The sequence below is a fragment of the Staphylococcus sp. NRL 16/872 genome, assembly GCF_022815905.2.
Classification (GTDB): domain Bacteria; phylum Bacillota; class Bacilli; order Staphylococcales; family Staphylococcaceae; genus Staphylococcus.
In genome coordinates this window covers 2,458,798-2,483,224 of the sequence record NZ_CP119327.1, presented here as the reverse complement: position 1 = coordinate 2,483,224, position 24,427 = coordinate 2,458,798, and the positions used below count along the sequence as shown (strand labels likewise).

Annotated in this window: 23 protein-coding genes and 2 pseudogenes; 11 read left to right on the top strand and 14 right to left on the bottom strand. The window is 31.2% G+C overall.

Features of this window, described 5'->3' with window-relative positions; translation table 11 throughout:
• Window positions 1-76 precede the first annotated feature (76 nt).
• The 4 genes and pseudogenes from MT340_RS12270 to MT340_RS12255 all read left to right on the top strand — a co-directional run bounded on the left by MT340_RS12270 (window position 77) and on the right by MT340_RS12255 (window position 3,282).
• Window positions 77-749, top strand: a pseudogene (locus MT340_RS12270) (IS6 family transposase).
• 516 nt (window positions 750-1,265) lie between these two features.
• Window positions 1,266-2,765 carry an L-lactate dehydrogenase (quinone) gene (gene lqo, locus MT340_RS12265; protein ID WP_002451369.1) on the top strand — a complete coding sequence of 500 codons (1,500 nt, stop codon included), beginning with the start codon at window positions 1,266-1,268 and terminating at the stop codon, window positions 2,763-2,765.
• 25 nt (window positions 2,766-2,790) lie between these two features.
• Window positions 2,791-2,901, top strand: coding sequence for an SE2200 family small protein (locus tag MT340_RS12260; RefSeq protein ID WP_276311767.1), 111 nt, complete (start codon window positions 2,791-2,793; stop codon window positions 2,899-2,901).
• Between the two features lie 279 nt (window positions 2,902-3,180).
• Window positions 3,181-3,282 carry a type I toxin-antitoxin system Fst family toxin gene (locus tag MT340_RS12255; RefSeq protein WP_110709549.1) on the top strand — a complete coding sequence of 34 codons (102 nt, stop codon included), beginning with the start codon at window positions 3,181-3,183 and terminating at the stop codon, window positions 3,280-3,282.
• Window positions 3,283-3,570: 288 nt separating this feature from the next.
• On the opposite strand, the gene MT340_RS12250 is transcribed toward MT340_RS12255, so the two are convergent.
• On the bottom strand, window positions 3,571-4,392 hold the full coding sequence (locus MT340_RS12250; protein ID WP_053024862.1) for a LysR family transcriptional regulator: 822 nt from the start codon (window positions 4,390-4,392) through the stop codon (window positions 3,571-3,573).
• 124 nt (window positions 4,393-4,516) lie between these two features.
• Here MT340_RS12250 and MT340_RS12245 point away from each other — a divergent pair, with 124 nt between their 5' ends.
• From MT340_RS12245 to MT340_RS12235, 3 genes are all read left to right on the top strand, one after another.
• Window positions 4,517-5,512: a YeiH family protein gene (locus MT340_RS12245; protein WP_243603919.1), complete on the top strand. Its 996-nt coding sequence runs from the start codon at window positions 4,517-4,519 to the stop codon at window positions 5,510-5,512.
• A 250-nt stretch (window positions 5,513-5,762) separates the two neighbouring features.
• Window positions 5,763-6,365, top strand: a complete 603-nt coding sequence (locus tag MT340_RS12240; protein WP_243603918.1) for an AAA family ATPase — start codon at window positions 5,763-5,765, stop codon at window positions 6,363-6,365.
• Window positions 6,352-7,644 (top strand): McrC family protein, encoded by a 1,293-nt coding sequence (locus tag MT340_RS12235; RefSeq protein ID WP_243603917.1) that lies wholly within the window; start codon window positions 6,352-6,354, stop codon window positions 7,642-7,644. Before MT340_RS12240 ends, MT340_RS12235 begins: the two co-directional genes overlap by 14 nt.
• Before the next feature lie 105 nt (window positions 7,645-7,749).
• Here the strand turns inward: MT340_RS12235 and MT340_RS12230 are convergent, their stop codons facing one another.
• The 11 genes from MT340_RS12230 to MT340_RS12180 all read right to left on the bottom strand — a co-directional run bounded on the left by MT340_RS12230 (window position 7,750) and on the right by MT340_RS12180 (window position 17,824).
• Entirely contained in the window at window positions 7,750-7,971 is a 222-nt protein-coding gene (locus MT340_RS12230; RefSeq protein WP_243603916.1) for a hypothetical protein, read from the bottom strand.
• A gap of 13 nt (window positions 7,972-7,984) precedes the next feature.
• Window positions 7,985-8,488, bottom strand: a complete 504-nt coding sequence (locus tag MT340_RS12225) for a DUF1643 domain-containing protein (RefSeq protein ID WP_243603915.1) — start codon at window positions 8,486-8,488, stop codon at window positions 7,985-7,987.
• 14 nt (window positions 8,489-8,502) lie between these two features.
• Window positions 8,503-8,820 (bottom strand): DUF960 family protein, encoded by a 318-nt coding sequence (locus MT340_RS12220; RefSeq protein WP_243603914.1) that lies wholly within the window; start codon window positions 8,818-8,820, stop codon window positions 8,503-8,505.
• A gap of 85 nt (window positions 8,821-8,905) precedes the next feature.
• Window positions 8,906-9,253, bottom strand: a complete 348-nt coding sequence (locus tag MT340_RS12215) for an SAUGI family uracil-DNA glycosylase inhibitor (protein WP_243603913.1) — start codon at window positions 9,251-9,253, stop codon at window positions 8,906-8,908.
• Window positions 9,254-9,387: 134 nt separating this feature from the next.
• Window positions 9,388-11,031 carry a recombinase family protein gene (locus tag MT340_RS12210; protein ID WP_243603912.1) on the bottom strand — a complete coding sequence of 548 codons (1,644 nt, stop codon included), beginning with the start codon at window positions 11,029-11,031 and terminating at the stop codon, window positions 9,388-9,390.
• 30 nt (window positions 11,032-11,061) lie between these two features.
• A complete protein-coding gene (locus MT340_RS12205) occupies window positions 11,062-11,352 on the bottom strand; it encodes a hypothetical protein (RefSeq protein ID WP_243603911.1) in 291 nt (96 codons plus the stop codon).
• Window positions 11,318-12,724: a recombinase family protein gene (locus MT340_RS12200; protein WP_243603910.1), complete on the bottom strand. Its 1,407-nt coding sequence runs from the start codon at window positions 12,722-12,724 to the stop codon at window positions 11,318-11,320. Before MT340_RS12200 ends, MT340_RS12205 begins: the two co-directional genes overlap by 35 nt.
• A gap of 171 nt (window positions 12,725-12,895) precedes the next feature.
• Window positions 12,896-14,527: a DNA primase family protein gene (locus MT340_RS12195; RefSeq protein WP_243603909.1), complete on the bottom strand. Its 1,632-nt coding sequence runs from the start codon at window positions 14,525-14,527 to the stop codon at window positions 12,896-12,898.
• 1 nt (window position 14,528) lies between these two features.
• On the bottom strand, window positions 14,529-15,002 hold the full coding sequence (locus MT340_RS12190; RefSeq protein WP_070110980.1) for a hypothetical protein: 474 nt from the start codon (window positions 15,000-15,002) through the stop codon (window positions 14,529-14,531).
• Window positions 14,995-16,140, bottom strand: coding sequence for a DNA polymerase (locus MT340_RS12185; protein WP_243603908.1), 1,146 nt, complete (start codon window positions 16,138-16,140; stop codon window positions 14,995-14,997). Before MT340_RS12185 ends, MT340_RS12190 begins: the two co-directional genes overlap by 8 nt.
• 196 nt (window positions 16,141-16,336) lie before the next feature.
• The gene (locus MT340_RS12180; RefSeq protein ID WP_243603907.1) at window positions 16,337-17,824 is read right to left on the bottom strand and encodes a hypothetical protein; all 1,488 of its coding nucleotides are present in this window, start codon (window positions 17,822-17,824) and stop codon (window positions 16,337-16,339) included.
• A gap of 230 nt (window positions 17,825-18,054) precedes the next feature.
• On the opposite strand from MT340_RS12180, the pseudogene MT340_RS12175 reads away from it, so the two are divergent.
• A pseudogene (locus MT340_RS12175) lies at window positions 18,055-18,423 on the top strand (GNAT family N-acetyltransferase); the annotation flags it as partial.
• Window positions 18,424-18,525: 102 nt separating this feature from the next.
• Here MT340_RS12175 and MT340_RS12170 read toward each other — a convergent pair.
• Together MT340_RS12170 and MT340_RS12165 are read right to left on the bottom strand one after the other, a co-directional pair.
• Complete coding sequence (locus MT340_RS12170) at window positions 18,526-20,250, bottom strand: glycoside hydrolase family 3 protein (protein WP_347813384.1); 1,725 nt, start codon at window positions 20,248-20,250, stop codon at window positions 18,526-18,528.
• Window positions 20,251-20,268: 18 nt separating this feature from the next.
• The gene (locus MT340_RS12165; protein WP_243603906.1) at window positions 20,269-21,105 is read right to left on the bottom strand and encodes an HAD family hydrolase; all 837 of its coding nucleotides are present in this window, start codon (window positions 21,103-21,105) and stop codon (window positions 20,269-20,271) included.
• A gap of 46 nt (window positions 21,106-21,151) precedes the next feature.
• On the opposite strand from MT340_RS12165, the gene MT340_RS12160 reads away from it, so the two are divergent.
• From MT340_RS12160 to MT340_RS12150, 3 genes are all read left to right on the top strand, one after another.
• Window positions 21,152-22,375: a helix-turn-helix domain-containing protein gene (locus MT340_RS12160; protein ID WP_243603905.1), complete on the top strand. Its 1,224-nt coding sequence runs from the start codon at window positions 21,152-21,154 to the stop codon at window positions 22,373-22,375.
• 391 nt (window positions 22,376-22,766) lie between these two features.
• Entirely contained in the window at window positions 22,767-23,405 is a 639-nt protein-coding gene (locus tag MT340_RS12155; protein WP_243590166.1) for a bifunctional 2-keto-4-hydroxyglutarate aldolase/2-keto-3-deoxy-6-phosphogluconate aldolase, read from the top strand.
• 4 nt (window positions 23,406-23,409) lie between these two features.
• A complete protein-coding gene (locus MT340_RS12150; RefSeq protein ID WP_243603904.1) occupies window positions 23,410-24,420 on the top strand; it encodes a sugar kinase in 1,011 nt (336 codons plus the stop codon).
• Window positions 24,421-24,427 lie beyond the last annotated feature (7 nt).

Sequence of the window (24,427 nt, the reverse complement as noted above, 5' to 3'; positions counted from 1 at the left end):
TCCAGAGTGTGGGTTTAAGTGGTTCTGTTGCAAAGTTGAATTTATAGTATAATTTTAATAAAAAGGAGTCTTCTGTATGAACTATTTCAGATATAAACAATTCAGTAAAGATGTTATCACTGTAGCCGTTGGCTACTAACTAAGATATGCATTGAGTTATCGTGATATATCTGAAATATTAAGGGAACGTGGTGTAAACGTTCATCATTCAACGGTTTACCGTTGGGTTCAAGAATATGCCCAATTTTGTATCAGATTTGGAAAAAAAGCATAAAAAAGCCTATTATAAGTGGCGTATTGATGAGACATACATCAAAATAAAAGGAAAATGGAGCTATTTATATCGTGCCATTGATGCAGAGGGACATACATTAGATATTTGGTTGCGTAAGCAACGAGATAATCATGCAGCATATGCGTTTATCAAACGTCTCATTAAACAATTTGGTAAGCCTCAAAAGGTGATTACAGATCAGGCACCTTCGATGAAGGTAGCAATGGCTAAAGTAATTAAAGTGTTTAAACTGAATCCCGACTGTCATTGTACATCGAAATATCTGAATAACCTCATTGAGCAAGATCACCGTCATATTAAAGTAAGAAAGACAAGAGATAAAAGTATCAATACGGCAAAGAATACTTTAAAAGGTATTGAATGTATTTACGGTCTATATAAAAAGAACCGGAGGTCTCTTCAGATCTACGGATTTTTGCCATGCCATGAAATTAGCATCATGCTAACAAGTTAACACAAAGTATTATTTTAAAATTGAGATTAGACATTTATTTTTCAACTTTGCAACAGAACCAATATTCTTATGCATTGGACTGAAGGGTGTAATATGATATTTTATTGTAGACTCTTTACAATTATTACAAGACCACTTTTAATTGTCTGAAGACTCTTTTTTTATTGATTTCATAGGATTCAGTCGACGTCGAGACTCTTAGTACTAATATCAAAAAATAAAATCACTCAAAAGTAAGCTAAGCAATTCATTCATTTGTCTTATTTTTTGAATTTGAAGAAATATTTTTTGATCAATATCGAATTCAATATTGATCATATTATTTGCTTTTAAGTTCAAAGAAAAAAAGGAAAAAATAAAACAATTTCTATACTTTTCTATGCTCAACTTTGCAACAGAACCTTACAGAATATGTATCTATTCCATAAAAGAATAGTTCTTATTAAAAATAAGTATTTTAATTTCTGTATGTTTTGTATTACCCTAATATTTGTACTTAAAAGAAGGGAGTCAATTATGAATACAAAAGAGTCAAAAACAGTTGTTGTTATTGGTGCTGGTGTTTTAAGCACAACTTTTAGTTCTATGCTTAAAGAGTTAGAACCAAGCTGGAATATAAAACTATATGAACGTTTGGATCGTCCTGGTATCGAAAGCTCAAATGAGCGTCATAATGCTGGAACTGGTCATGCTGCTTTATGTGAATTGAACTATACAGTGAAACAACCTGATGGATCAATTGATATAGAAAAGGCAAAAGAAATTAATGAACAGTTTGAGATTTCAAAACAATTTTGGGGTCATTTAGTTAAAAATAATAGTATTTCCAACCCTAAAGAATTTATTCAACCATTACCTCACATTAGTTTTGTTAGAGGTAAAAATAACGTTCAATTCTTAAAGGATCGTTATCATGCTATGAAGGATTTTCCAATGTTCGACAATATTGAATATACAGAAGATATTGAAGAGATGAGAAAATGGGTTCCATTAATGATGGAGGGTCATAGCTCAAGTGATATTATGGCTGCTAGTAAGATTAACGAAGGTACAGATGTTAACTTTGGAGAGCTTACTCGTAAAATGGCTAAAAATATTGAACAACATCCTAATGCCAATGTCCAATATAATCATGAAGTAATAGACTTTAACCATCGAAAAGATGGTAAATGGGAAGTTAAAGTGCGTCAACGTAACAGCGGTGATGTTCAAACTGAACTTGCTGATTATGTATTTATTGGTGCTGGTGGTGGTGCTATTCCACTATTACAAAAAACCGGAATTCCAGAAAGTAAACATTTGGGCGGATTCCCTATTACAGGACAATTTTTAATTTGTACTAACCCAGACATTATAGCCCAACACGATGCCAAAGTTTACGGTAAAGAACCACCTGGCACACCACCTATGACAGTACCTCACTTGGATACTCGATATATTGATGGTGAACGTACATTATTATTTGGTCCATTCGCTAGTGTGGGTCCTAAGTTCTTAAAAAATGGTTCTAATCTTGATTTATTTAAATCAGTCAAACCATATAATATTACAACATTGTTATCTGCTGCTGCTAAAAACCTACCTTTAATCAAATATTCATTTGATCAAATATTAATGACTAAAGAAGGTTGTATGAATCATTTACGTACATTTTATCCAGAAGCACGTGATGAAGATTGGCAGTTATACACTGCAGGCAAACGTGTACAAGTGATTAAAGATACTCCCGAATATGGTAAAGGATTTATTCAGTTTGGTACAGAAGTTGTTAATTCTGAAGATCATTCGGTAATAGCTTTATTAGGAGAGTCTCCAGGAGCATCAACTTCAGTATCTGTAGCTTTAGAAGTACTTGAGAAAAACTTCCCTGAATATGAATCTGAATGGACACCTAAAATACAAAAAATGATTCCATCTTATGGTAAATCACTCATTAATGATACTGCGTTAATGAAAAAAATCCGTCAACAGACATCAAAAGATTTAGAATTAAATTACTATCAAAACAATAAATAGACTACAATACAATGCTAAAAAAGGAATGTTAAACGTGAAAAAATTATTAATAGTAACAATTATTAGTACTATTGGTTTTTGTGCACTCAAACGTTACCAAAAACATGTAAACCAAGTACCAAACATAGAATATTAGAGTCAAAATATTTATAAAAATTTTGACGTATATTAGTTTTATAAACCCAAATTCAATTTTTATTGATATTAAAAAGAGGTCTCATATATGAGATCTCTTTTTTCATTGATAGAGTTTTTGGATTCTGTAAGTATAGTAATATAAGAAATCAAGCAGTTTTAAAACACTACATAAGATGACTTATCAGAAGTTATATGTAACTCACCCATTACGGATGATACAATATAAAGGTCGCCTATCTCTCAGGCGTCAATCTAGACGTAGAGAGGAGGTGTAATTATGCTTGATAACTTTGTTCACATCATGACCACAGCAGCGAATGGTTGTATCGTCGCATTATTTGCGCATTGGCTACGCAATCGCAACGATAAGAAAAAATAGGCGACTATAGTCACACCTAAAAATCCCTTCACTACTTCCGATAGTGAGGGGATTGGTGCATTATGCTTAATAACTTTGTTAAGTAGATTATAACACTGGTTAGTAGAGGAATGCAAAGTGATATGTACGATATTAGTTACAATGCGTCATTCTAATATTTTTGACGCTAATTGCCAATAATTTAAAGGATAAATTATGAATGTTATATATTGAGAGTTTATCCTTTTTTAAATATATTGTCATTAGAACATGCATTAAATTTAGAATAAATAATACAAAGATCAAAATTCATGAAATCAAATTGTTGATAACTTCATTAAGCTTCGTATCAATATACTTATTTTTATGTATGACTAAATAGAAATGGCGTGTGATGCCTAAGTTTGTTACTTCTAGCTTTTCTAAATCATAAGGGGTTAATGTCGATTTAGAAACAATAGAAAAGCCTTTATCAGCATGAACCATATTTTTAATTAGATTTGTGTTATTAATTTCTACTAAATAAGAGGATGAAGTCATTTGTGATAACGCATTTTCTTGATAGACTCTTGTACCTGATCCGCGTTCTCTGATAAAGCATATTGATTTATTTGAAGATGATGATTTTTTACGAATTAATACTATTTCATCTTGAGCAATACGTCTACTGTGTATAATATTACTTTGAACCTCTTTTTCGATTATACCTAAATCGATAGTGTTATTCTTAATATGTTGTAATACTGTATCAGAATTATTTAAATACACATGAATGTATAATTCAGGATATTTTTTGGCTAAATCAGTAAGATGTTGTGACAATCGATATTCGCCATAAGTGTAACTACTCCCTACCCTCACATCTCCCGAAATTGTATCAGGTTGCATTTTCAAATCGTGTCTTAAGGTTTGTTCTAAACGCTCACGTTGTAAAGCATATTGAAATAGTTTCTCCCCATCGCTTGTTAAAGACATTTTAGAATGTCTAAATTCGAAAATTTTTACATCGTATTCCAGTTCTAATCGTTTAATATCGCGACTTATTGATGGCTGTGAAGTATATAAATTTTCTGCAGCTTTAGTAAAACTTTGCGTTTTAACTACTTCAGTTAGAACTTTTAATGAATCCATTAACTAGGTCTCCTGACATTTGAATACCTCTATTATAACAAAAATGTTATGAGTAATATACTCAATATTTATTTCACGTTATAACTATGCGATGATAAGCTTTTGATAAAGGAGGAGTTAAAAAGTGAAATCCTTAAAAAACAAAGCCTTTATTTATGGTTTATTATTCACATTTATCATCGCAGTTATAAGTTTGTTAGGCTCAAAGTTACCATTTTTAGATAAGATAGGTGCTTTAACAATTGCTATACTGATTGCGATTCTATATAGACATTTTAAGGGTTACCCTGAAGCATATCGTTCAGGAATCGCATTTTCGTCTAAACGGTTACTGAAATTAGCTATTATATTATATGGATTAAAGCTAAATATTTATGATGTAATTGGAAAAGGTAGCGATTTGTTATTAATCGATATTGGAGTCATCCTTTTTAGTATCGGATTAATGTTATTACTAAATAAATATATTAAAGGAGATAAAAACCTCATCCTATTATTAGGTATTGGCACTGGGGTGTGTGGTGCGGCAGCTATTGCAGCAGTATCTCCAATATTAAAATCTAGAGAAAAAGATTCTGCGATTAGTATTGGTATTGTCGCACTTATTGGCACTATATTTTCACTTGCATATACTGTAATATATTCTGTTTTTACAATATCTCCTGAAGTATTTGGGGTCTGGTCAGGTACAAGTTTACATGAAATTGCACATGTAATTCTTGCTTCGGGCTTCTCAGGCCAAGAGGCTTTGAGTATGGGTCTGTTAGGAAAACTGGGACGTGTTTTTTTATTAATACCTCTGAGTATTATTTTAATTTTAATTATGAGAAAAAAATCGCATAGTGAGACTGAAAAAAAACGTATTGATGTACCTTACTTTTTACTTGGCTTTGTCATGATGGCACTATTCCATACTTATGTATCCTTGTCACACATGGTTATGCAAATTATAGATAATATCACTACTATATGCTTATTGATGGCAATGGTTGCATTAGGGTTAAATGTTTCATTTAAAGACTTAAAAGATCGTGCTTTCAAACCATTAATAGTTGTCATTATTGTATCTATTTGTTTATCAACTGTGACATTTATTGTTGCTAAGTGCTTTTATGGTTAGACTATAAGTATACTAAAAAATTGATATAGATTCTCACAAACAAACACAACATATTGAAGGCATTCCATATACTACGGCTAAAAAAGATCAGCCTTTTTCTTACTAGGCCTATTCTGGTTCTGTTGCAAAGTTAAAATTATATGCACATCTATACAAAACTATAAAAGCAAATATTGTTTTAACAGTAAAGAGTTTTGTTAGTATTAATTATTTTTCATTTTTTAGTATAAATATTACATGATTTTTAACTTTGCAACAGAACCATTCATTTAATAACTCGGAAGATAAAAGATTTGTATTTATTATAGATGAAATAAACAGAGGAGAAATCTCAAAAATATTTGGTGAATTATTCTTTTCAATTGATCCTAGTTACAGAGGGAAGAAAGGATCAGTAAAAACGCAATATAATAATATGGAGAACTTTGAAGATAAATTTTATATTCCCGAGAATGTTTATATTATTGGAACGATGAATGATATTGATCGTTCAATAGATACTTTTGATTTTGCAATGAGACGTAGATTTAGATTTATTAAAATTGAAGCAAACGAAAATACACAAATGCTCGAAGTCTTAGGCGATAAAAAAAATAAGGCAATTGAACGAATGGTAAGACTCAATGAAGCTATTTCAAGTGTTGAAGAATTAAATAGTAATTATCATATAGGTGCTGCATACTTCTTAAAGTTAAGAAGTATGACTTTTGACGAACTGTGGAAAGATTATTTACAGCCATTATTAGCTGATTATATTAGAGGTATGTTTAACGAAGAAGATATTATGAATAATTTTGAATCCGCATATTATAGTAATTCTTCAGAATTAGGTGAAAATAATGAAGAGGCTTGAAATAGAGGATAATACCTCTTATTCTTCTTTAAGATTTAATGATATACCAAATATTGTTGATAGTGTAATAGATAAGACGTTATTAGAACTAGAGAACACAGGTGTTTTTATCTTTCCTGATAATTTAAAAAAAGAGAATAGTATTTCAGAAGAGCAAACAATTCTTCAGAGCAAACATGAAACATACTATTCTAAAAATATTGTGGGTTTTTTGGGTTACGGTGATGAGAACTTAATTATTAAGTCTCGTTTTTCAGATAAAGAAGACAAAAAAGATTATTTTTTTCAATATTTATTAGAAAATGTTTTGAAAATGCCACATGTAATCGACTTAAGTACGCTTTTAGATAAAGAAGATAATATTATAAATTTACTTATCTTTCTGTTCCCATATTATCTGAAAAAAGTTATGCGGAAAGGACTATTTAAACAATATACTAGAAATAAATATAATGATGATAATTTAAAAGGGACGATTGATATATCAAGACATATTAAACTAAATACCCCTTTTGTAGGAAATATTGCATATAATCAAAGAGAATTTTCATATGATAACTACATCACTCAGTTAATTAGACATACAATAGAATTTATTCAAACGAAGAAAATAGGAATGAATTTACTAGGTAGTGTTAAACGTGAATCTGAAATGATACGTGAAGCAACAAGCTGTTACAATCGTTTGGATAAAAATAAAATTATTATAAAAAACGAAAAGAGACCGCTTCGTCATGCGTTTTATAAAGAATACAGAGAATTACAAAGGCTTTGTTTAATGATTTTACAACAAAAAAAACATTATGTTGGTGATGGGATCAAAAAGATCCATGGTATTTTATTTGATGGAGCCTGGTTATGGGAAGAATATATTGCTACGTTAATAGGTGAAGACTATTATCATCCACAAAATAAAGAGAAATATGGTACACAAAATTTATTTACTAAAGAAAATGGCAGAAAATTAGGTGAGATTTATCCTGATTTTATTAGTCGAAGTGAACGCTATAGAATTATTGGGGATGCTAAATATAAGCCAATTAAAAATATAGGTAATCGAGATTATCTTCAAGTTTTAGCATATATGTTTAGGTTTAATTCCAAAAAAGGATATTATTTTTATCCAGATAGTAAACATGTGAAAAAACAAGTGTTATTTTTAAACCAAGGTTTATCTTATGAAAAAAATGAACGGGAACGTGAAGATGTTAACTTAATTAAATTAGGACTCCATATTCCGAAAAGTAGTGAAAGATATGAGGACTTTATAAAAAAATGAAACAAGCAGAACAACTATTTTTAAGTGAATTAAACTGATTATAAATGAATAAAGCATCCCTGATCGCTAAGTGAGGGATGCTCTGGTTTTACTATTATATACATTTTATTTTGATAAGTATCGATTGATAATATCTTGAAAATCATTATTAAGTACTGTTGTTATAGAATCATCATTCATAAAATCATCATAGATTTTATCCAATATTTCTTCATCTTCAATTGCTGTAAAATGGTGTATTAAACCTTTTACTATTGATACATAATCTTGCGATGCTAAACAACTAGCAACCGTTTGCCAGTCTGATTGTTTAGTTTCATGGTTCATAGATGTTCCTCCTTTATTTCAATGTCCATTTTTGTCTCGCTTTAGGGTTGAGCGGATGCATGATTTCGTTCGTTACTGGATTTATGAGCTTTTGGACTTTCTTTTTATGAGGTTTTAACATTTCCATCACTTGTTCGACACGCTTTTCGACACCAGGACGTTTAGCATAAGCACCATATGCTAGAATAATTTTTTCACTTTCAGATACTGCTTTCATAATATGAATATCGGTATTCTTATCATAGGGGGCTTTTATATGCTTAAGATTTTCAGGTGTTTTAATGTTCGAAAATAAATTAACAAGATAAACTGAACCATAATCGTTTTCAGACGATAATTGATTTAGAATTAGGACAGTCGTTAAATCAAGAGATAATATTCCATCTAAATGAGGGTACATCGTTATCACTGTACAAGTTGGCAATTTTCTATCCCATGTTTTTTTAAGTAAATAACGATGTTGTTCATCGTCACTGAATATAGCTTCAGTTTCTATAATACTTGTAATTGCATTCATACTCGTCACCCCTTTTAGTATTCTTCTGGTAAAAGCATCACATAATAAAAAGTGTCTACATCATCTTCACGAATGACGTAGACTTTCTTAGGTAATGCATTTTGATTTTTTTCGTAGTTTGTATAATGATATTCCAATTTGTATAAGGGTTGTTCTTGTTCATGAACGATGGTTAGTGCTGTTTGGTCTTGACTTAATCTAAAAATATGAAAATAATCTCTCTTATCTTCATAATTTTTATCTCTTAAACGAACCATCTCCCACATCATAATTTGAATTTCTAATGGGATCATGTCATTAATACCGCGTGTGATATAACGATTAATTTCCATTTATTTACCTCCGTCTTGGACTTCTTTCATGATTACGATGACTTCTGTAATAATGGTTACAGTTAGTTGGGCTGCTCTGATCCAATTATTCATATTTGTTTTCTCCTTTCAATAAGTGACGTTCGTCTATGATTGTCGTTTGTGTATCATTAAGATATAGAAAGTCCATGTCATAGTGATTGAGATATCCGATGCTGATGAGTTGGTTTTGATAATACATAAGAAATGGATAAATACTGAGTTCATGAAGTTCATTGTTATAGTATGTGTAGGTTTCGAGGATACGATTTGATAGAGGAGAATCATTCAAAAAGCGTTTAGGTAAGATGTTATCTGCAGATTCATTGAGGGCCTCACATTCCCAGTTTTCTTGGCTGGTTAGTTGAAATAGATTAGTAATATAAGATTTGAGTTCATTTATTTGAGTTTTCATATATAGCCTCCTATTTATTTGAGTAGATGTAGGTCATAAGCTACATCATTCATATAATATATGCTTGATTTATAATTTGTTACATTTAGTAGAAAAGTGGCGATAGTGACAATAGTGACAGTAAATGACTTGGATTATATTTCGAAAGAGAGGAAAATTATTTCAGAAGGAATGTTAGCCAATAAAGAAGACGAACAATTGAGTAATTGTTCGTCTGGGTTAATATTATTTAATAATGTTTCTACAATATCTTGGTTAAATTTAAAGGTTATATAAAACTGCTTTTTATTATTACTGTCTGCTTTAATGTAGATATGTTCAATCACTAAATGATAAACTGCTTTTAAAGAAGAATTCTTAGTATTTTCTAAGTTCTTAAATAAAATATGAAAAATATTAATAACAGTATCTGCTTCTATTTTAGGATGATTCACATTTTTATTACTTTCTAATTGCTTGATGCTTGTGTTCAATTCATTAATTTGCTCACTATATTTAAGTAATGTTGGTTTAATAGATTCAGTTAAACTTGTATCAGTAGTTATAACTTGAATTAAATTATTGTACCTAGATTTTAAATCGTCAATTTGAAATTGTTTATTTGCGATTTCGTGATTGATTTCATCAGTATTGGGTGTTCTTTTATGGTTAACAGCTTCTACCACTTTTTTAATTAACTCAGGTTTTTGAATTAAATTTTTGATATTTTGAAATATATAGTTTTCTATGAAATCAGCACGAATATTTGGTGCTGCTTTACAGTCTTTGCTTCTTTGTTTACGTGTTCGGCAGACGTAGTATCGAAAGTGCCGCTTACTTCCATCCTTCAGTGTATTTATAGTGTTTGAAATAACGTAGTTCGCATTGCAACATTTACATTTTAATAGTCCTGTTAAGAGGTTGTCTGTTTTGTTATTACCGCGTTTATGACGTTTTCTTGCTTTAAGCTGTGTTTGAACTTTATTCCATAGTTCTTGAGAAATGATAGCTTCGTGTTCACCTTCAGTAATGATAGGGTTATCATTATATCCTTTGCGACCTTTTTTCTTCCAATCAACATATTGATTATAAACAACTAAACCTCGATACACTTTATTTTTAAGGATATAAGATACGGAGTCTTTAGAATGTGGTTTTCCTAATTTTGTTACCTCATGTCTATCGTTAAGTACTTTTGCTATTGCAGTGAAGTTCATGCCCTGACTATACATTTGATATATTTCCTTTACAATTCGACTTTCATGTTGGTTTACAATTAAAAGGCCATCAATACGGTCATAGCCATAAGGTGGTTGACCACCAACTGATTTACCTTCACTGGCCTTGTTTAAGGCACCAATACGAATATTATCCTTTAATATTGTTCTTTCATATTCACCTAGTGATCCCATAATATTTAGCATTAATTTGTTCATATCTGTATCAATGCCGAGGTGTTCACTGACTGAATAAAAAGATACATTATTTTTTTCACATTCTTCGATGATTTGTAAAATATCTTTCATGCTACGACCTAGCCTTGTAAGCTTCCACACAACTATCTTATCTAACTTATTATTTTTCAAATCATTAAGCATTTGTTGTAAGCCAGGTCGATTTTCCATTTTCGCACCACTAATTCCGTTATCAATATAAGGTGGTAGCATTTCATAGTCATTTAACTTACAATATTTCTCAATTTCAGCAAGCTGGGCTGAAATTGAATAGTTGTCAATTTGCTTAATTGAGCTAGTCCTAACATACGGTGCTATTTTAATAGTAGGAGAAGTTGTATCCATGGTATCAAGTCCTTATTTTAAATTTTCTATTTAAGCTCCTATCATTTCAAGATGAGGTAATATATCTATATGTGAGTAACAATCAAGATTAGATTGTTTTAGCCCTGGGTAATCACAAGCATCGCCCCATAATATAACTGGTAGATTGGCGACGATATTATGTTCAATATCATAATGTAAATCGTCTGCTTGAGTATAAGTTTTAATGACAGTTAGATTTAAATTTTGACAAGCATCTTTTAACGTATCAATATTTTCATCAGGCATTAACTCTCTTTCATCATTCTCATTTTCTTGTGCTAATAAAAGTACTTTTTTCATCATGTTTATCATCCTTTTCTTTTAATAAGTTGAGTGGAGTATTTTTTAGAAATACACCAGTGATTTCTTTATCTTTGTTTACTGTTATTTGAGTTATCATTTCAGATAACTGATCAATATATAATGTGTAATTAGATAAAATATTTTGTGTAATACATTCCAACTGATTAGCTGAATTGACTTGGTTATAACGATTCATTTTGTTATGCCATTCTTTAATCTTGTTCAATTGTTTTTTGTATTCTTCAATGCTGATTTGCTGCTTAGACAATTTGATAATGAGCTGATCTTGGTTATATTTAGGACGACTTCTTTTGATTTTTAAAGATAATTTAGAATGAATAGTATTTTCTAAACGTTGAATCATTTGTTGGTTGATAATATTATCTTCAATAATCTTAATAACTTGCTTATCTATCTTTGAAGCTACAAAGTACCCCATACTGCACTTTTTATAACCTAATTTATCATTCAAAGGACATATATAATACGTAATAGGGCATGTCATATGCTTTCGATTCATACGAATTGGCGTCATTGTTGCGCCACAGATGCAACGTATTTTCTTTCGTAACAAGACGATAGGATGGTAGTGTGTCAATGTTTTTTTAGAGCCTCTTATTGTTTCAGCTTTACGGAATAAACTTTTTTCGATGATGGGTTCAAAGTTACCTTCATATTCACCGAAATGATTGCGAATTAATCCTGCATATTTTTCATTGGTGATGATGCGCATCACTTGCTTAGGGGTTCTATTATAGAGTTTAGAATGATTAGTGAGTGCTTGAGATATCTTTTTATAACCCCAACCTTGATTAACGTACATATTGAAAATAAATCGAATCGTTTTAACCTTTGATTCATCAATATGAAATGACTTATTCATGTAGATATAACCAAAAGGGGCATTAGTCCCTAGCAGTTCATTGTTTTTTGCTTTAATAGCGTTAGCTGAACGGACATTTTCTGAAATGATATTGCTTTCAGTTTCGCCTAAGATGGCTAAGCAACGAATTTTAAATGCTTGTGTTTTATCTGATAAATCAAACCGACCATCACTTAGAGAAGTGATGAGAACATGGTGTTCTTCGCAAAGTGTTTGTAGCTCCATAAAATCTTTGAAATTTCGGTTTAACCGATTAACTCGAAATACGATTATATGTTGGCACTCACCTTTACGTATTATATCAAGCATAGATTGATATCCAGTACGCGTTGTTGAACGTCCACTTTTCACATCACTAATAAACTTAACATCTTGAATTTTATGATTATCTGTGTATTTCTTAATCGCACTAATTTGAGAATGAACTGAATTCTCTGCTTTCTTTTTATCCACAGACTGACGTGCATAACCGATAGTAATACTCATCTCTAGTCACTCCTTTCTATGATGATAATATAAATTTAAAATTGCATTTAATGATCTCTAACTCCCATATTAAGAGTTAGAGCAATGATATTATTCTGATTGATTATCAAGATAATCGATGATCAAATCTGACAATACTTCTACTAATTCATCCAATTCATATCACCTGTCTTACTTAATTATTTTCACGTCACTGCTGTCACTATCATCACTTTTAAATTTAATACCTTTGACAACTGTATCGCCAGAGGATTTCGTTTTTTTATATTCTAAGCCTAATTTTTGCGTTTCGATTTTAAATTCACGCCAGAATGAAACGGGAGATAGTAAGTGCGCAACATTATATTTTTTCAATTCTGACCACGATTTAAAAGCGGCCATTAAATCCTTACCTGTTATATTCGTATTGCTAGGATTAGCTTTTAAGCAATGAGTAATAAAATCAGCCATTGGAGAAACATCATTGAAGTACTTTTGCTTAATAGCAGCCATATTATTAGATATTGTAAAATTGTACTTGTTTTTATCTAAACGAATTAATCCGTTTATAGCCCAATTGAGTATACCTGGTAATTCTTGATTAAGTTGTTGAGACAAATATTTATTCTGTAAACTTTTAGGAATGGGTTTAATCATAGGCAGTATAATGAATCTTCTTTGTAAACCATGACTTTTATCTTTGATGATAGGTAATTCATTCATTAAAAACGTTAATTTCACAGGTATGTTTGTTTCAATTTCTTTTAAGTTTTTACGGTTAACCGTTATCTTTTCTCCAGCAGTGATGGCTTTTAATTTGTCGGTGCTGAATTCGCTCTTCGATGATTCAGTTGCGAGATTAAGTTTTTTATTTAACAAAGGCTCTAGACCGAAATCTTTATTAAAGTTACTTAATGGAATGGCCGTTGTGTTAGTGACTCCAACAAGTTGTTCCAATAAACCAAACAATGTTGATTTGCCTTCGCCACCTTTGCTATATACAATTAAGAAAGCATTTGCCTTAAACGAATTAGAGAGTACATAGCCAAACCATTCTTGAACAAAGGCAATATCGTCATTATCATCAAACCATTGATGTAAAGCATTTTTGAAAATAGGTGCTTGAGCATTAACATCATATTTTACAGAAGACTTAATTGTTGAAAGATGCGATGGAGATGTAGGCTCTAGATGAAATGTATTATAATTGAAAGCGCAATTCCCTAGTGTAAGTGCTTCTTTATTGAATTCATCGGAATAATAAACGTTAATACGTCGCTTAATTTGGTCGAGTAAGGCAGTTTCAAGATTCTTTGACCAACTTGTTCCGAGAGTATAGCAAAGCTCATAAATAAACCGCTGCAAAGGTAGTTCAGTGATTTCCCAAACACCACTATCATAGTTATAGATTCTTAACTCATTAGGTGTGTCAAAAGTACAGATAACGTTAAAACAAGAATCAATGAATTTTGCCGTTACACCTTTTCTGATACGTGTTTTACCTTTTTCTGTTTCATAGGTTAGTGCTTCCTTTAATACATTTTGAATACCTTGATAAAACTTATCACTTTTTTGTGCCAATGCTGTTTTTGAAATAGACGGTACGTTGTGATTTTTACTTATATGCTCCATATAAAATGGTTTATTGAAGTTGTTTCGCAATATCCATTCTTGATCTTGAGTGTTTAGATTTAACAAATTATAAATAGGAGAAGACGCGTCGGTGGCGTCTTCTAATTTAGTTGTTAAAATATTGTTATCTGGTTGTATTTTAATAAATGGAGCGACAATGTTTAAATTTTCCCAAGATTTTACTTTAAACACTTTAATCATCCCCCTCAGCATTAACCCAAGGGTTAATTTGATTCATTTGAGCTTCGTTATTGATAATTTGTTGATTATTAATATGTTGCTGTAACATTTGATTACTTCTGTTTGAAGGGATATCAAATTGCCAATCATTTAGTCCAGGAAAGTTATTCTTTTTAATAAAATATTTAGCTTTACCAGTTAACCCATTTAAATCTTCAGGAGTAATATCTTCTGTTCCAAGTGCTACACTAGCTGCAGTTAAAAACTGACCGAATTGAGACATTTGACGTTGGTCAATAAATATTAAATAAGGATTGATAGTACTTTCATTACCGTTATCATCGTCGATTGTCACATTTAAACTGAGCACATCTTTCTCTTCTTCTGATTTAAGCAGGATCTTATCGTCCATTGCTTTATTTATTTTAAAATTTACGTTCCCTGTTTGTATATCATTTGTTAAGTTTCTTATGTTATAGTTAGCCATTTATTTTTTCCTCCATTTTTTTGAAATTTAAAATATTATTTAATGGAAATCCCTTATGATAGCTATCCATCGTTGTGTTGAAATTCTGTTGCAAATGATTCTGCCATTTTGAATAAGTTGGATTTACTTCAATCCATATCTCATCGTGTATAACATGAACTACATCTAACTTGAGATTTTGAGCTTCTAACATTAGTAATTTGATTGCAGTTGCTACTGACGATTGAAGACCAAAATTGCGCTTAGTACTTTTTTTCATTTCTACAAGAGGTATAGCATAACCAAAAAATGTGCGTACCTCTCTACTAGTCGAGCAAGTATCTAAATAGTGAACTGCTTGTGGTATTGTACGCTCTAATTGTTCTAATATGTGATTTACATCCACTGAAGTAATATTAAAATCATTCTTCCTTAACTTTTTCATCAATGTGTTAGTACTTGCTCCATAAAGCCAAGCAAGTAGAAAAGTTTTACTCACATTGCGTAAACATTTAGGCCATGTGTTACAGCTATAATTGCTAATTAAGTTACCAATATAACTATAAATATCATTATTAGTACTAAAGTGGTCTAATAAGAAATTATCATCAGCGTAATATCCTAAAAACCGCAATTCAGCTTGATTTAAATCTATCGACCACAACTCCTTTTCCGAGCTGCTTGAAATAACATACTTTCGCATACGTTTAGGCATAGATGTTAATGGCATTTGACTTGCTGAAATTCTTCCACTATAAGAAGAAAAAAGCTTCCATTTACCTTTAATTCTAAAATCAGAAAATGATGCATTTGAAGTTCTTTCCAGTGGAACTATCCATTTCTTTATATGAGATAACTCCATATCCATTTTATTGTCACCTTGTTGTTTCTTTAAATTCAAGATAGTAATCAAAGAGTGCAAATGATGTGTGCTACCTAATAACTGGTTTAAACGTCGTATTTCACTTTCCAACCAAGTAGAACTTATTAAAATTCCATTGCTTTCGATAGAAGTAATGATAGGAACTATTTGTTTTTCTAATAAATACAAAGCATTAAACACTGATGAAGAATTCCGAATATTATCTGTTTCATCTTCGATTATCCTTGAAGGTAGATTACTTGGTAGTAAATATAATCGAGCTATATCAAACTTCATTTTTTTGCAACCTCCCCGTCTTTAGTTTTCAATGTACATGTTTATCCACTATAAGTAGATTTGAGTTAATTAATACTTGATTACAAATTAACTATTTACAGAGTAAAGTAATTAAAATAAAAAATAAGACCCTTAACTTGTGATGTAAGTTAAGGGTCTAGACAGAGTGAACGTTGGAATAAAAAGCTTTTGGGGATTATTTATTGTAAAAATCTTTTCTGAAATTATTTTTTTCTAGCAATCTTAAAATTTTCAGGGCAGAATATGATGTTTCACTATTTAGGCTAAGGTTTAAAGACAGTAAGTTATTGGTAAGTGGCGTTTCTATGGGTTTAAAAGCGTTACTATTTGTTTTACTTAAGCTTCTACTCCAATTAGTAAAAACCTTTTTTAGATCAATAGCTAAATCAAACAGTCCAGTAGGATTATTTTGATTCAATATATAAAGGTTATTAGAAATGAAATTCTCATAATCTCTAAATGTAGTCATTAAAAATTCATAATACGGTAAAGAATTGAAGTAAAGTATTTCATAAATCAAGTATGTTATATGGGAGGCCAAATACTGATTTATGTTTTTATTATAGTTGTAATAAGCTTTACCGTCTTTAGAAATCTTCAATTTGTTATAAAGATAATCGCTGATGTCTTGTTTCAATTTTAAAATTGAATCATTAAATTCTGATTTTAATGGACTATCATCGTCGAAAGAATTAGCAGTTTTATATCCCTTTAGAATTTCATTTGTTTTTTTATTAGCAAAATTTGACATACAAAAAGTTGCAAAATAATTATTAGAAAATGAAGTATTATTAGAGTTATTTAATCTGTATCTTTCTGTAAAGAATACGATAGTTGTAATTATTATTAAATCCTTAAAAGTGTATTGACCTTTTGGTTGAGTTTTAGAAAATTTGTCAAAAAATTTACTTTTTTCTACATCATCATTAAATTGTAATGAGGTAGTGGATTCTAATGTGTTAATAATATCTTTTCTAGTGAACTTTAAATTTAAATTATTAGTTTTATATCTTAAATAACGTATCGCATTGGCATGTGATGTAAATGAATTTTGTAGACTTTGAAACATTTCAAAATTCGAAAGTCTAAAAACATTACTATTCTGTTTTTCAAGTGAATGGTTAAGAACATTTTTTATAAGATGAGAAACATCAGCCTGTGTCTCAAGTTGATTCAATTCATCATCAAAATCTTTAAATCGAAAGTTAATTGATGAATTGTAACTGAAAGTAATACGTATTTTCAGATCTTTATATTCTTTGATTTTCAAACTTAACATATTATCTTGATATAATTTATTTAAAAGAAAAGGATTTAAATTATTACCATAAAACACTGTATGCTTTAAGCTTCTTTTAAATTCTTTAAATTGTTCATTAAAATTTGGCAAGTTGAGTTTAGAACTTAATATCAGTTCTAAACTATCTATAATTCGATTGAGTACAATAGATGTAGCTTCCTCAGCACTTAAATAATCTAATAATTCAGATAAATTATCTTTAAAAATCATTAGATTATCCTCTGCTTTGAAATAAGGATATTTCAATTTGGAGTCGGATTTAACTTCTATTTTGTATGGGTCATTCAACGATTTAAAAGTATCATTTATATTTTCAAATATACTAGTATAAAATTTTAAACTACTATCATAAACTAATTCCAATATATTCACTCCTACTTAGTTGATTACAAGTTCGATAAATTAATTGTATCTTAAAATCAAATGTATTTTATAGTATAAAATGAGTAATTGATTATTGTTGTATATAAATATGTAATAGTAAAACGAATTGTAGCTCGATCTAGTGCGTAAATGGAGTACGGTGTGGTATATAGAAACCGCACTGATGCGGAGATGGATTGAAGTATGGTATATAGAAACCGCATTGATGAGGAGATGGATTTCATTGTGGAATTTGGTATGACGATGCGTTAGCAGGAGTCATCGGTTTGCATTATTTGGATTTAGTCAATAAGCGTACGTCTATCGGTTATTATTTGGCTGAGCATTTTCAGAAAAAGGGAATTATGACAGCATGCACAAAAATGTTGATTAGATACGTCTTCGAGGAGTTCGATATTAATCGGGTTGAGATTCAAATGTCGACGCGTAATCCGAAAAGTCGCGCGATACCTGAGCGACTTGGCTTCACTCAGGAGGGTGTGTTAAGAAGTAATGAACGCTTGCGTGGCGAGTTCTCGGACAGTTATGTATATAGTTTGTTACGAGATGAGTACGAGACAATTAAAGCAGAGTGTTAAGTTATTATTTAATATTTAATAAAAGAAAATAACGCTAAGATACTTTCATATTTGAATGAGTGTAACTTAGCGTTATTGTATAAATTTAGAGATACTATGTGATTACAATTTTGCTTGCCATTTGTTTGTCCAAACTAAGTCATTTGGCACACCTTTGAAATCTGATTCGCCCATAATTTTATCTATGACGGTTTCTAATGATGTTTTATTTGAATGATAGGCGTTAATGTAGGCTTTGACCATTGTCGCGTCATGTAAGTGTGTTGTGAAATTTAATGATGTAAAGACAGTAGGTACTTCGTGGACATACCATGGAATTTCATTACTCATTGCTGTTGACCATCTGATTCGATAGTTATTTTCAGCTGCATATCCAACGATATTTGCAAATACGAGTGCAGCGTCTACATTATCGCGATATTCTAATGTTTTACCTTTCACGCGAGTAGAGCCATCATTTACAGTCACATTAAATCCACGGTCTTCTAAGATAGATACTAAGTTATTTTCTACAGTATCATCTGATTTATAGATACCATTTTTCTCACCTTCAATAATGTACAGACGTATATTTTTATGTGTTTCTGGACGAATAGGCAGTTGGTCTAATGTGTTTTTAACGAGTGTGATACCTAAGTCTGCAGCTTCTTGTTGCATAGCTAAGTGTTCATCACAACCAATAACGTCAAGTTCATCTTCATGTTTAAGGAGTGTATTTTCAAACTGACGTTTAGGTAAATGTATTTTAGCTTTCAGTCCTAGAATACGTCTTACTGCATCGTTTAGACGGTCGTCAGTGATCACACCGTCTTGATAGCCTTTTAACATAAAGTGGAAGTCTTCTTCTAAATCATTGAAGAATAGGAACATATCACAACCAGCTGCAATGGCTTGTGGTACATAATCTTCACGTTTCATAGCTGCTGTCATGCCTAACATATGGCTCGCATCTGTAACGACTAATCCATTAAAATCTAAATCTCCTTTTAATAAATCAGTAATGAGCTCTTTCGATAATGTTGCTGGTAAGATATCTTCATCTGCTAAATCTGGGTTTAATTTTTTAGAATAATGAGGTAGTGCAATATGACCAGACATGATCATTTCAACTCCATTATTGATGTGATTTTCATATACTTTACGGAAACTGTTGTCCCATTCCTCTGGTTCCATTTCATTTACACCTAAAACAAGGTGTTGATCTCGTTCCTCTGTTCCATCACCAGGGAAATGTTTAATACATGTAATCATATCTTGTGTTTCGTTGAAGCCATTTATAAAGGCGTTCGTATATTTAATCACTGCTTCTGCATTAGTACCATATGCACGAGTATTAACGATGGTATTACGCCAGTTTTTTAAAATATCCACACATGGATCAAAGTTAATATTAACGCCTAGTGCTTGTGACTCTCTACCTGAAACATAACCCGCATTATAAGCGACTTTGCTATCTTGCACAGCTTCACATTGTGCTGCTGAAGCGATATAAGTCCCATCTTTACAAGCTCCATTACCACCAGAGTCACAGTTAGCAGCTATAAGTAATGGGATTTTACTATTTTGTTGTAAGTCATTTAAAAGAGTCTGAACTTGTTGCTTGTTCCCCCCTTGATAGCGTGCACCACCGATATGATATTTATTTAAAATATCTTTGTTTGAGTCTTCTGTATCATTAAAGTCGCCGTCTTCTTCTAATGAGAATAAATTAAAGAATAATTGGCCGATTTTTTCTTCATCAGTTAAATCAGATAAAGTATCTTCAACCCATTGAATTTGTGCATCATTTAGAAAATAAGGTTTAGCTTTTAAATCTACTTGTGCCATCATTATCCTGCTCCTTTTCTAGTCAAAATTATTATAAAATTGTTGAATTACATGTTCTTGAATAGTATTATCAAACTGATTATTAATGAATAAATTTAAGTAATTATCTTTAAATTCAAGCCAAGATGCCACTTCATTTCCAGCTAAAATTGGGTAAAATAGCACATGATTATCTTGTGCGGCTTGCATATCGCCTTTTGCATCACCAAGAACGAGCACATGTTTTGCGTCATATAATTGTTCAAGTTGATGAATACAATGTTTTTTAGTGCCAGTTTCTTGTGCAAATATGCTAGTAATGAAAGGCGTAAGTTGGTGCTCAGTCCATTCAGATTCAACTGCTGATAAGTTGGCGGATGATACGATAACAATATCGGCGTCATTATATGCAAGTTTTAAAGCATCATACACATGCTCGAAAGGACCAACGCTAGGGAGTCTGTTAATCAATTGATTGACACGGTTAGACCAATCTAATGCTAAACGTAAACCTCTTTTATCAGGGTTTTCTTTGATATCTTGTTCTAATTGTGGATTTGAAAAAGTAGAAGTCGTATCTACCCACGCTTTAATATCGTCATAACCATCAACTGTACGTCCTTGTTGATGTAATTCTGTTAACATTTTTTCAAGGTCTTGGAAGCGATTAATTCCTCGTGTAATTTCATAAAGATTAAACTGGTTCCAACGATGTAATACTTGGTCTTTAATGTCGTCAAGGTTCCAAATATCAAGCAACGCTGGACCAAATGCACGTTCATGTTTGATGGTCATCGTATCCATGCCACAACCGTCCGAGTCTACACAGATAAGATGGTCATGTTGAGGTTGAAAATGTTCTAATGTGTAATTCAATGTTTTCAATCCTTTCCTGTTATAGTCATAAATAAGGGTGATTAATATGTTAAATAGAGAAGTCTTTGATATTTTAAAAACGCATGCTTTTGAGCTTTTGATGGTATCTTTACAACGATACAATTTGGATGATATCAAGCACGTAAGTAATCACTTGAAATCTCCTTTTACAAATACAAAGAGCAAACGTTATAAAGTAGAATTACAAAATCTATTGGAAAATATGAAAAGTAATATCATTTATCATTATGTTAACCAATTCGATGTGCATTTCTTAATGTTTAAATATAGAAAGCAACATCAAGTTATTATATTGGGCCCTTTTTTACTTCAAAGACCAAATGAAAATAAGTGTATTGAAATGCTTCAACATGTCCAAATTAAGCATTCTAAACTTACGATTTTAAAACAATATCTTCTACAAATACCAGTTTGTCAGTATAGCCAAGCATTAAATATGACGCATTTAGCAGTAAGATATTTAAAAAATAAAAATATACATTATAACGTTGAAGATATTGATTTTAGCTTTCATCGTAATCCTGAATCGCATGCCAAAGATAAGGCACAATATGAATTTACGTTTAATAAGATTAAAGAACGTTACGATATTGAAAATAGAATGCTAACTGCTATCCAAAATGGTAATGCAGATGAAGCACTTAATATATTTAAGTTAATAAAGGTTTCAGTGTCTGGTATAAGACGTGTCACAGATGATTTGTTAAATCATAAATATAGAGGCTTCCTGGTCAACACGTTATGCCGTAAAGCGATTGAAAAGGCCAACGTCAACCTTCTAACAATCAATGATATTTCAGGTAAATATGCTGCTGAAATTGATGATGCTACTAGCATTGAAGCGTTGGATCATGTTATGGAGAATCTTATTTATGATTATGCCCAGACTGCCTTAAAAGTTAAATCTCTAAAGTACAGTTCCAACATTAATACGGTTATTCAACATATTAAGATTAATTTAGATCGTCCGCTTTGCCTTAATGAGTTGGCTGAATTAGTTGGGTTGGCGCCATCATATTTGTCTAGATTATTCAATCAAGAAACTGGACAATCTATTTCGCAATACATCATGCAATTGCGTGTTGAAAAAGGACGAGATTTATTGGTTCATACACCTATGAAAATTGACGAAATCTCAAATTACATAGGTTTTAAACAGCAAAGTTACTTTACAAAGTGTTTCAAAGCTAAGTATCAACTTTCGCCATTAGCGTATCGAAAGCAATATAGTACTATGAAACAAACTTAGTCAGCAATGTGTAACAACTTTGCTTGCAATTTAAAATTATCACTCATTTCTATTTATAACTAGTTCAAGTAAAAGAAAATTTAGAAAATTTGCTTCTTTTTGAAATTTAAGGTCAATAATTTATTAAAAAAAATAAAAAATTACAAAAAACAGTGAGGAATTTAGACGTTTTGACTCAATTCAATTTGAGAAAAAATTGATGTAAGCTACATTGTAGAAAATGTGTACCACACTCCTTAAACCCTTTAATATCAACCTTTTCGGAGGATTGAGTTAAAGGGTTTATTTTTGTGTGAAAGCGATTTCTAACTGCGCTAAATTGACGATATTTTAATTGCAAATATAATGAAGTTGGGTTGGCAAAGAAATTAGAAATAAGGAGCTTTGCAAAATGAAAAAATTAAAAACATTAAAACAATTGCATGAAAATTATCTAGTAGCAGTTGTTAGAGGCAAGAGCAAAGATGATGCAATCGCTGCAGTTCAACAAATGATTGAAGGCGGCATTCATAATATTGAGATTACCTTCACGACACCTCAAGCAGAAGAAGTTATTCGACATTTAAGTGAAACGAGTGATGGGCACATTGTCATCGGCGCAGGTACGGTATTGGATAGCGCAACAGCAAGAATAGCTATTTTAAACGGTGCTAAATACATCGTAAGTCCTCATCTTGATCTTGATATTGCTAAAATGTGCAATCGTTATGCAGTACCTTACCTACCTGGTTGTGGCTCTGTGACAGAAATTGTACAAGCCATGGAAGTTGGTGTTGACTTGGTGAAATTGTTCCCAGGAGATTTATTAGGTGCTAATTTCATTAAAAATGTACACGGACCTATACCACATATAGAATTAATGCCATCAGGCGGTGTATCTTTGGACAATCTAGAAGATTGGTATAAAAAAGGAGCATACGCAGTAGGTATCGGCAGTGCATTGATGAAAAATGCAAAAGACGGTAATGATGCAGTAATTAAAGATAATACAGAAAAATTTGTTAGACAATTTGAAACAATAAGCGGGTGATAACATGTCATTCATAACTTTTGGCGAAATATTGATGCGATTAAGTACACCATACTATCAAACGTTCGAACAATCACAAGCTTTTAATCTTCATTACGGTGGAGCAGAAATGAATGTTGCTATTGGTTTGTCAGGTCTAGGCATCGACACCACAATGGTAACTGCACTACCTAGTAACGAACTAGGAGAAAGTATTATCCAAAATCTAAGACGCTACAACGTTAATACTAATCATATTAAAAAAGCAAATGGAAGATTAGGTCTTTATTTTACTGAAAGTGGTTATGCACAAAGAGCAAATAGTCTGATTTATGACAGACAGATGAGTGTATTTAGTCAATTTGATAATCAAAATTATGGTATTGAACACATATTAAAGGATCATGAGTGGTTTCATGTTACCGGTATCACTGCAGCTTTAAATGATGAATTATTTTTATTTTTGAAAAAAACTATCAAAACAGCTAAACAATTAGGATTATTTGTAAGCTGTGATTTGAACTTTAGAGAAGCTCTATGGGATTTTCAAACAGCTAGAGTAAAAATGTCTGAACTCTTATATGATACAGACTTAATTTTTGGTTATGAGCCATTATTGTTACCAGATGACCAAGGTAATGACTATAAAGATGGCCTAGAGCGAATGGCAAATATTGAAGAAATAAAGCCCATTTTAGCTAAAATACACCAAAAATATGATATTAAATATATTGCATTTACACAGAGAAAAATTTTTAACCATAAAAGAAACCGCTTACAAGGATTTTTATCTACATCAAATCAATTGGCACAAACGGAAAAAATCGATGTCGATATCCTAGACAGATTAGGTACGGGTGATGCATTTAGTGTAGGGATTATTTATGGAATTATGAATAACTGGAATTTAGAAGATACTGTTCGATTGGGAATCAATAACATGAGTTATAAGCACAGTATCTTAGGTGATTATAGTTATGCCAATCTTAGAAAAATTTGTGCATCTATTGAAAGCAACAAAGATATCAATAGATAGAAAGAAG

What these genes read in the sequence shown, in the direction of transcription:
- MT340_RS12205 (WP_243603911.1), bottom strand. Translation starts at nt 11,352, where the DNA reads ATGAAAAAAGTACTTTTATTAGCACAAGAAAATGAGAATGATGAAAGA.
- MT340_RS12250 (WP_053024862.1), bottom strand. Translation starts at nt 4,392, where the DNA reads ATGGATTCATTAAAAGTTCTAACTGAAGTAGTTAAAACGCAAAGTTTT.
- MT340_RS12190 (WP_070110980.1), bottom strand. Translation starts at nt 15,002, where the DNA reads ATGGCTAACTATAACATAAGAAACTTAACAAATGATATACAAACAGGG.
- MT340_RS12255 (WP_110709549.1), top strand. Translation starts at nt 3,181, where the DNA reads ATGCTTGATAACTTTGTTCACATCATGACCACAGCAGCGAATGGTTGT.
- MT340_RS12260 (WP_276311767.1), top strand. Translation starts at nt 2,791, where the DNA reads ATGTTAAACGTGAAAAAATTATTAATAGTAACAATTATTAGTACTATT.
- MT340_RS12225 (WP_243603915.1), bottom strand. Translation starts at nt 8,488, where the DNA reads ATGAATGCAATTACAAGTATTATAGAAACTGAAGCTATATTCAGTGAC.
- MT340_RS12210 (WP_243603912.1), bottom strand. Translation starts at nt 11,031, where the DNA reads ATGGATACAACTTCTCCTACTATTAAAATAGCACCGTATGTTAGGACT.
- MT340_RS12150 (WP_243603904.1), top strand. Translation starts at nt 23,410, where the DNA reads ATGTCATTCATAACTTTTGGCGAAATATTGATGCGATTAAGTACACCA.
- MT340_RS12200 (WP_243603910.1), bottom strand. Translation starts at nt 12,724, where the DNA reads ATGAGTATTACTATCGGTTATGCACGTCAGTCTGTGGATAAAAAGAAA.
- MT340_RS12230 (WP_243603916.1), bottom strand. Translation starts at nt 7,971, where the DNA reads ATGAACCATGAAACTAAACAATCAGACTGGCAAACGGTTGCTAGTTGT.
- MT340_RS12170 (WP_347813384.1), bottom strand. Translation starts at nt 20,250, where the DNA reads ATGGCACAAGTAGATTTAAAAGCTAAACCTTATTTTCTAAATGATGCA.
- MT340_RS12220 (WP_243603914.1), bottom strand. Translation starts at nt 8,820, where the DNA reads ATGGAAATTAATCGTTATATCACACGCGGTATTAATGACATGATCCCA.
- MT340_RS12155 (WP_243590166.1), top strand. Translation starts at nt 22,767, where the DNA reads ATGAAAAAATTAAAAACATTAAAACAATTGCATGAAAATTATCTAGTA.
- MT340_RS12185 (WP_243603908.1), bottom strand. Translation starts at nt 16,140, where the DNA reads ATGAAGTTTGATATAGCTCGATTATATTTACTACCAAGTAATCTACCT.
- MT340_RS12215 (WP_243603913.1), bottom strand. Translation starts at nt 9,253, where the DNA reads ATGAAAACTCAAATAAATGAACTCAAATCTTATATTACTAATCTATTT.
- MT340_RS12160 (WP_243603905.1), top strand. Translation starts at nt 21,152, where the DNA reads ATGTTAAATAGAGAAGTCTTTGATATTTTAAAAACGCATGCTTTTGAG.
- lqo (WP_002451369.1), top strand. Translation starts at nt 1,266, where the DNA reads ATGAATACAAAAGAGTCAAAAACAGTTGTTGTTATTGGTGCTGGTGTT.
- MT340_RS12235 (WP_243603917.1), top strand. Translation starts at nt 6,352, where the DNA reads ATGAAGAGGCTTGAAATAGAGGATAATACCTCTTATTCTTCTTTAAGA.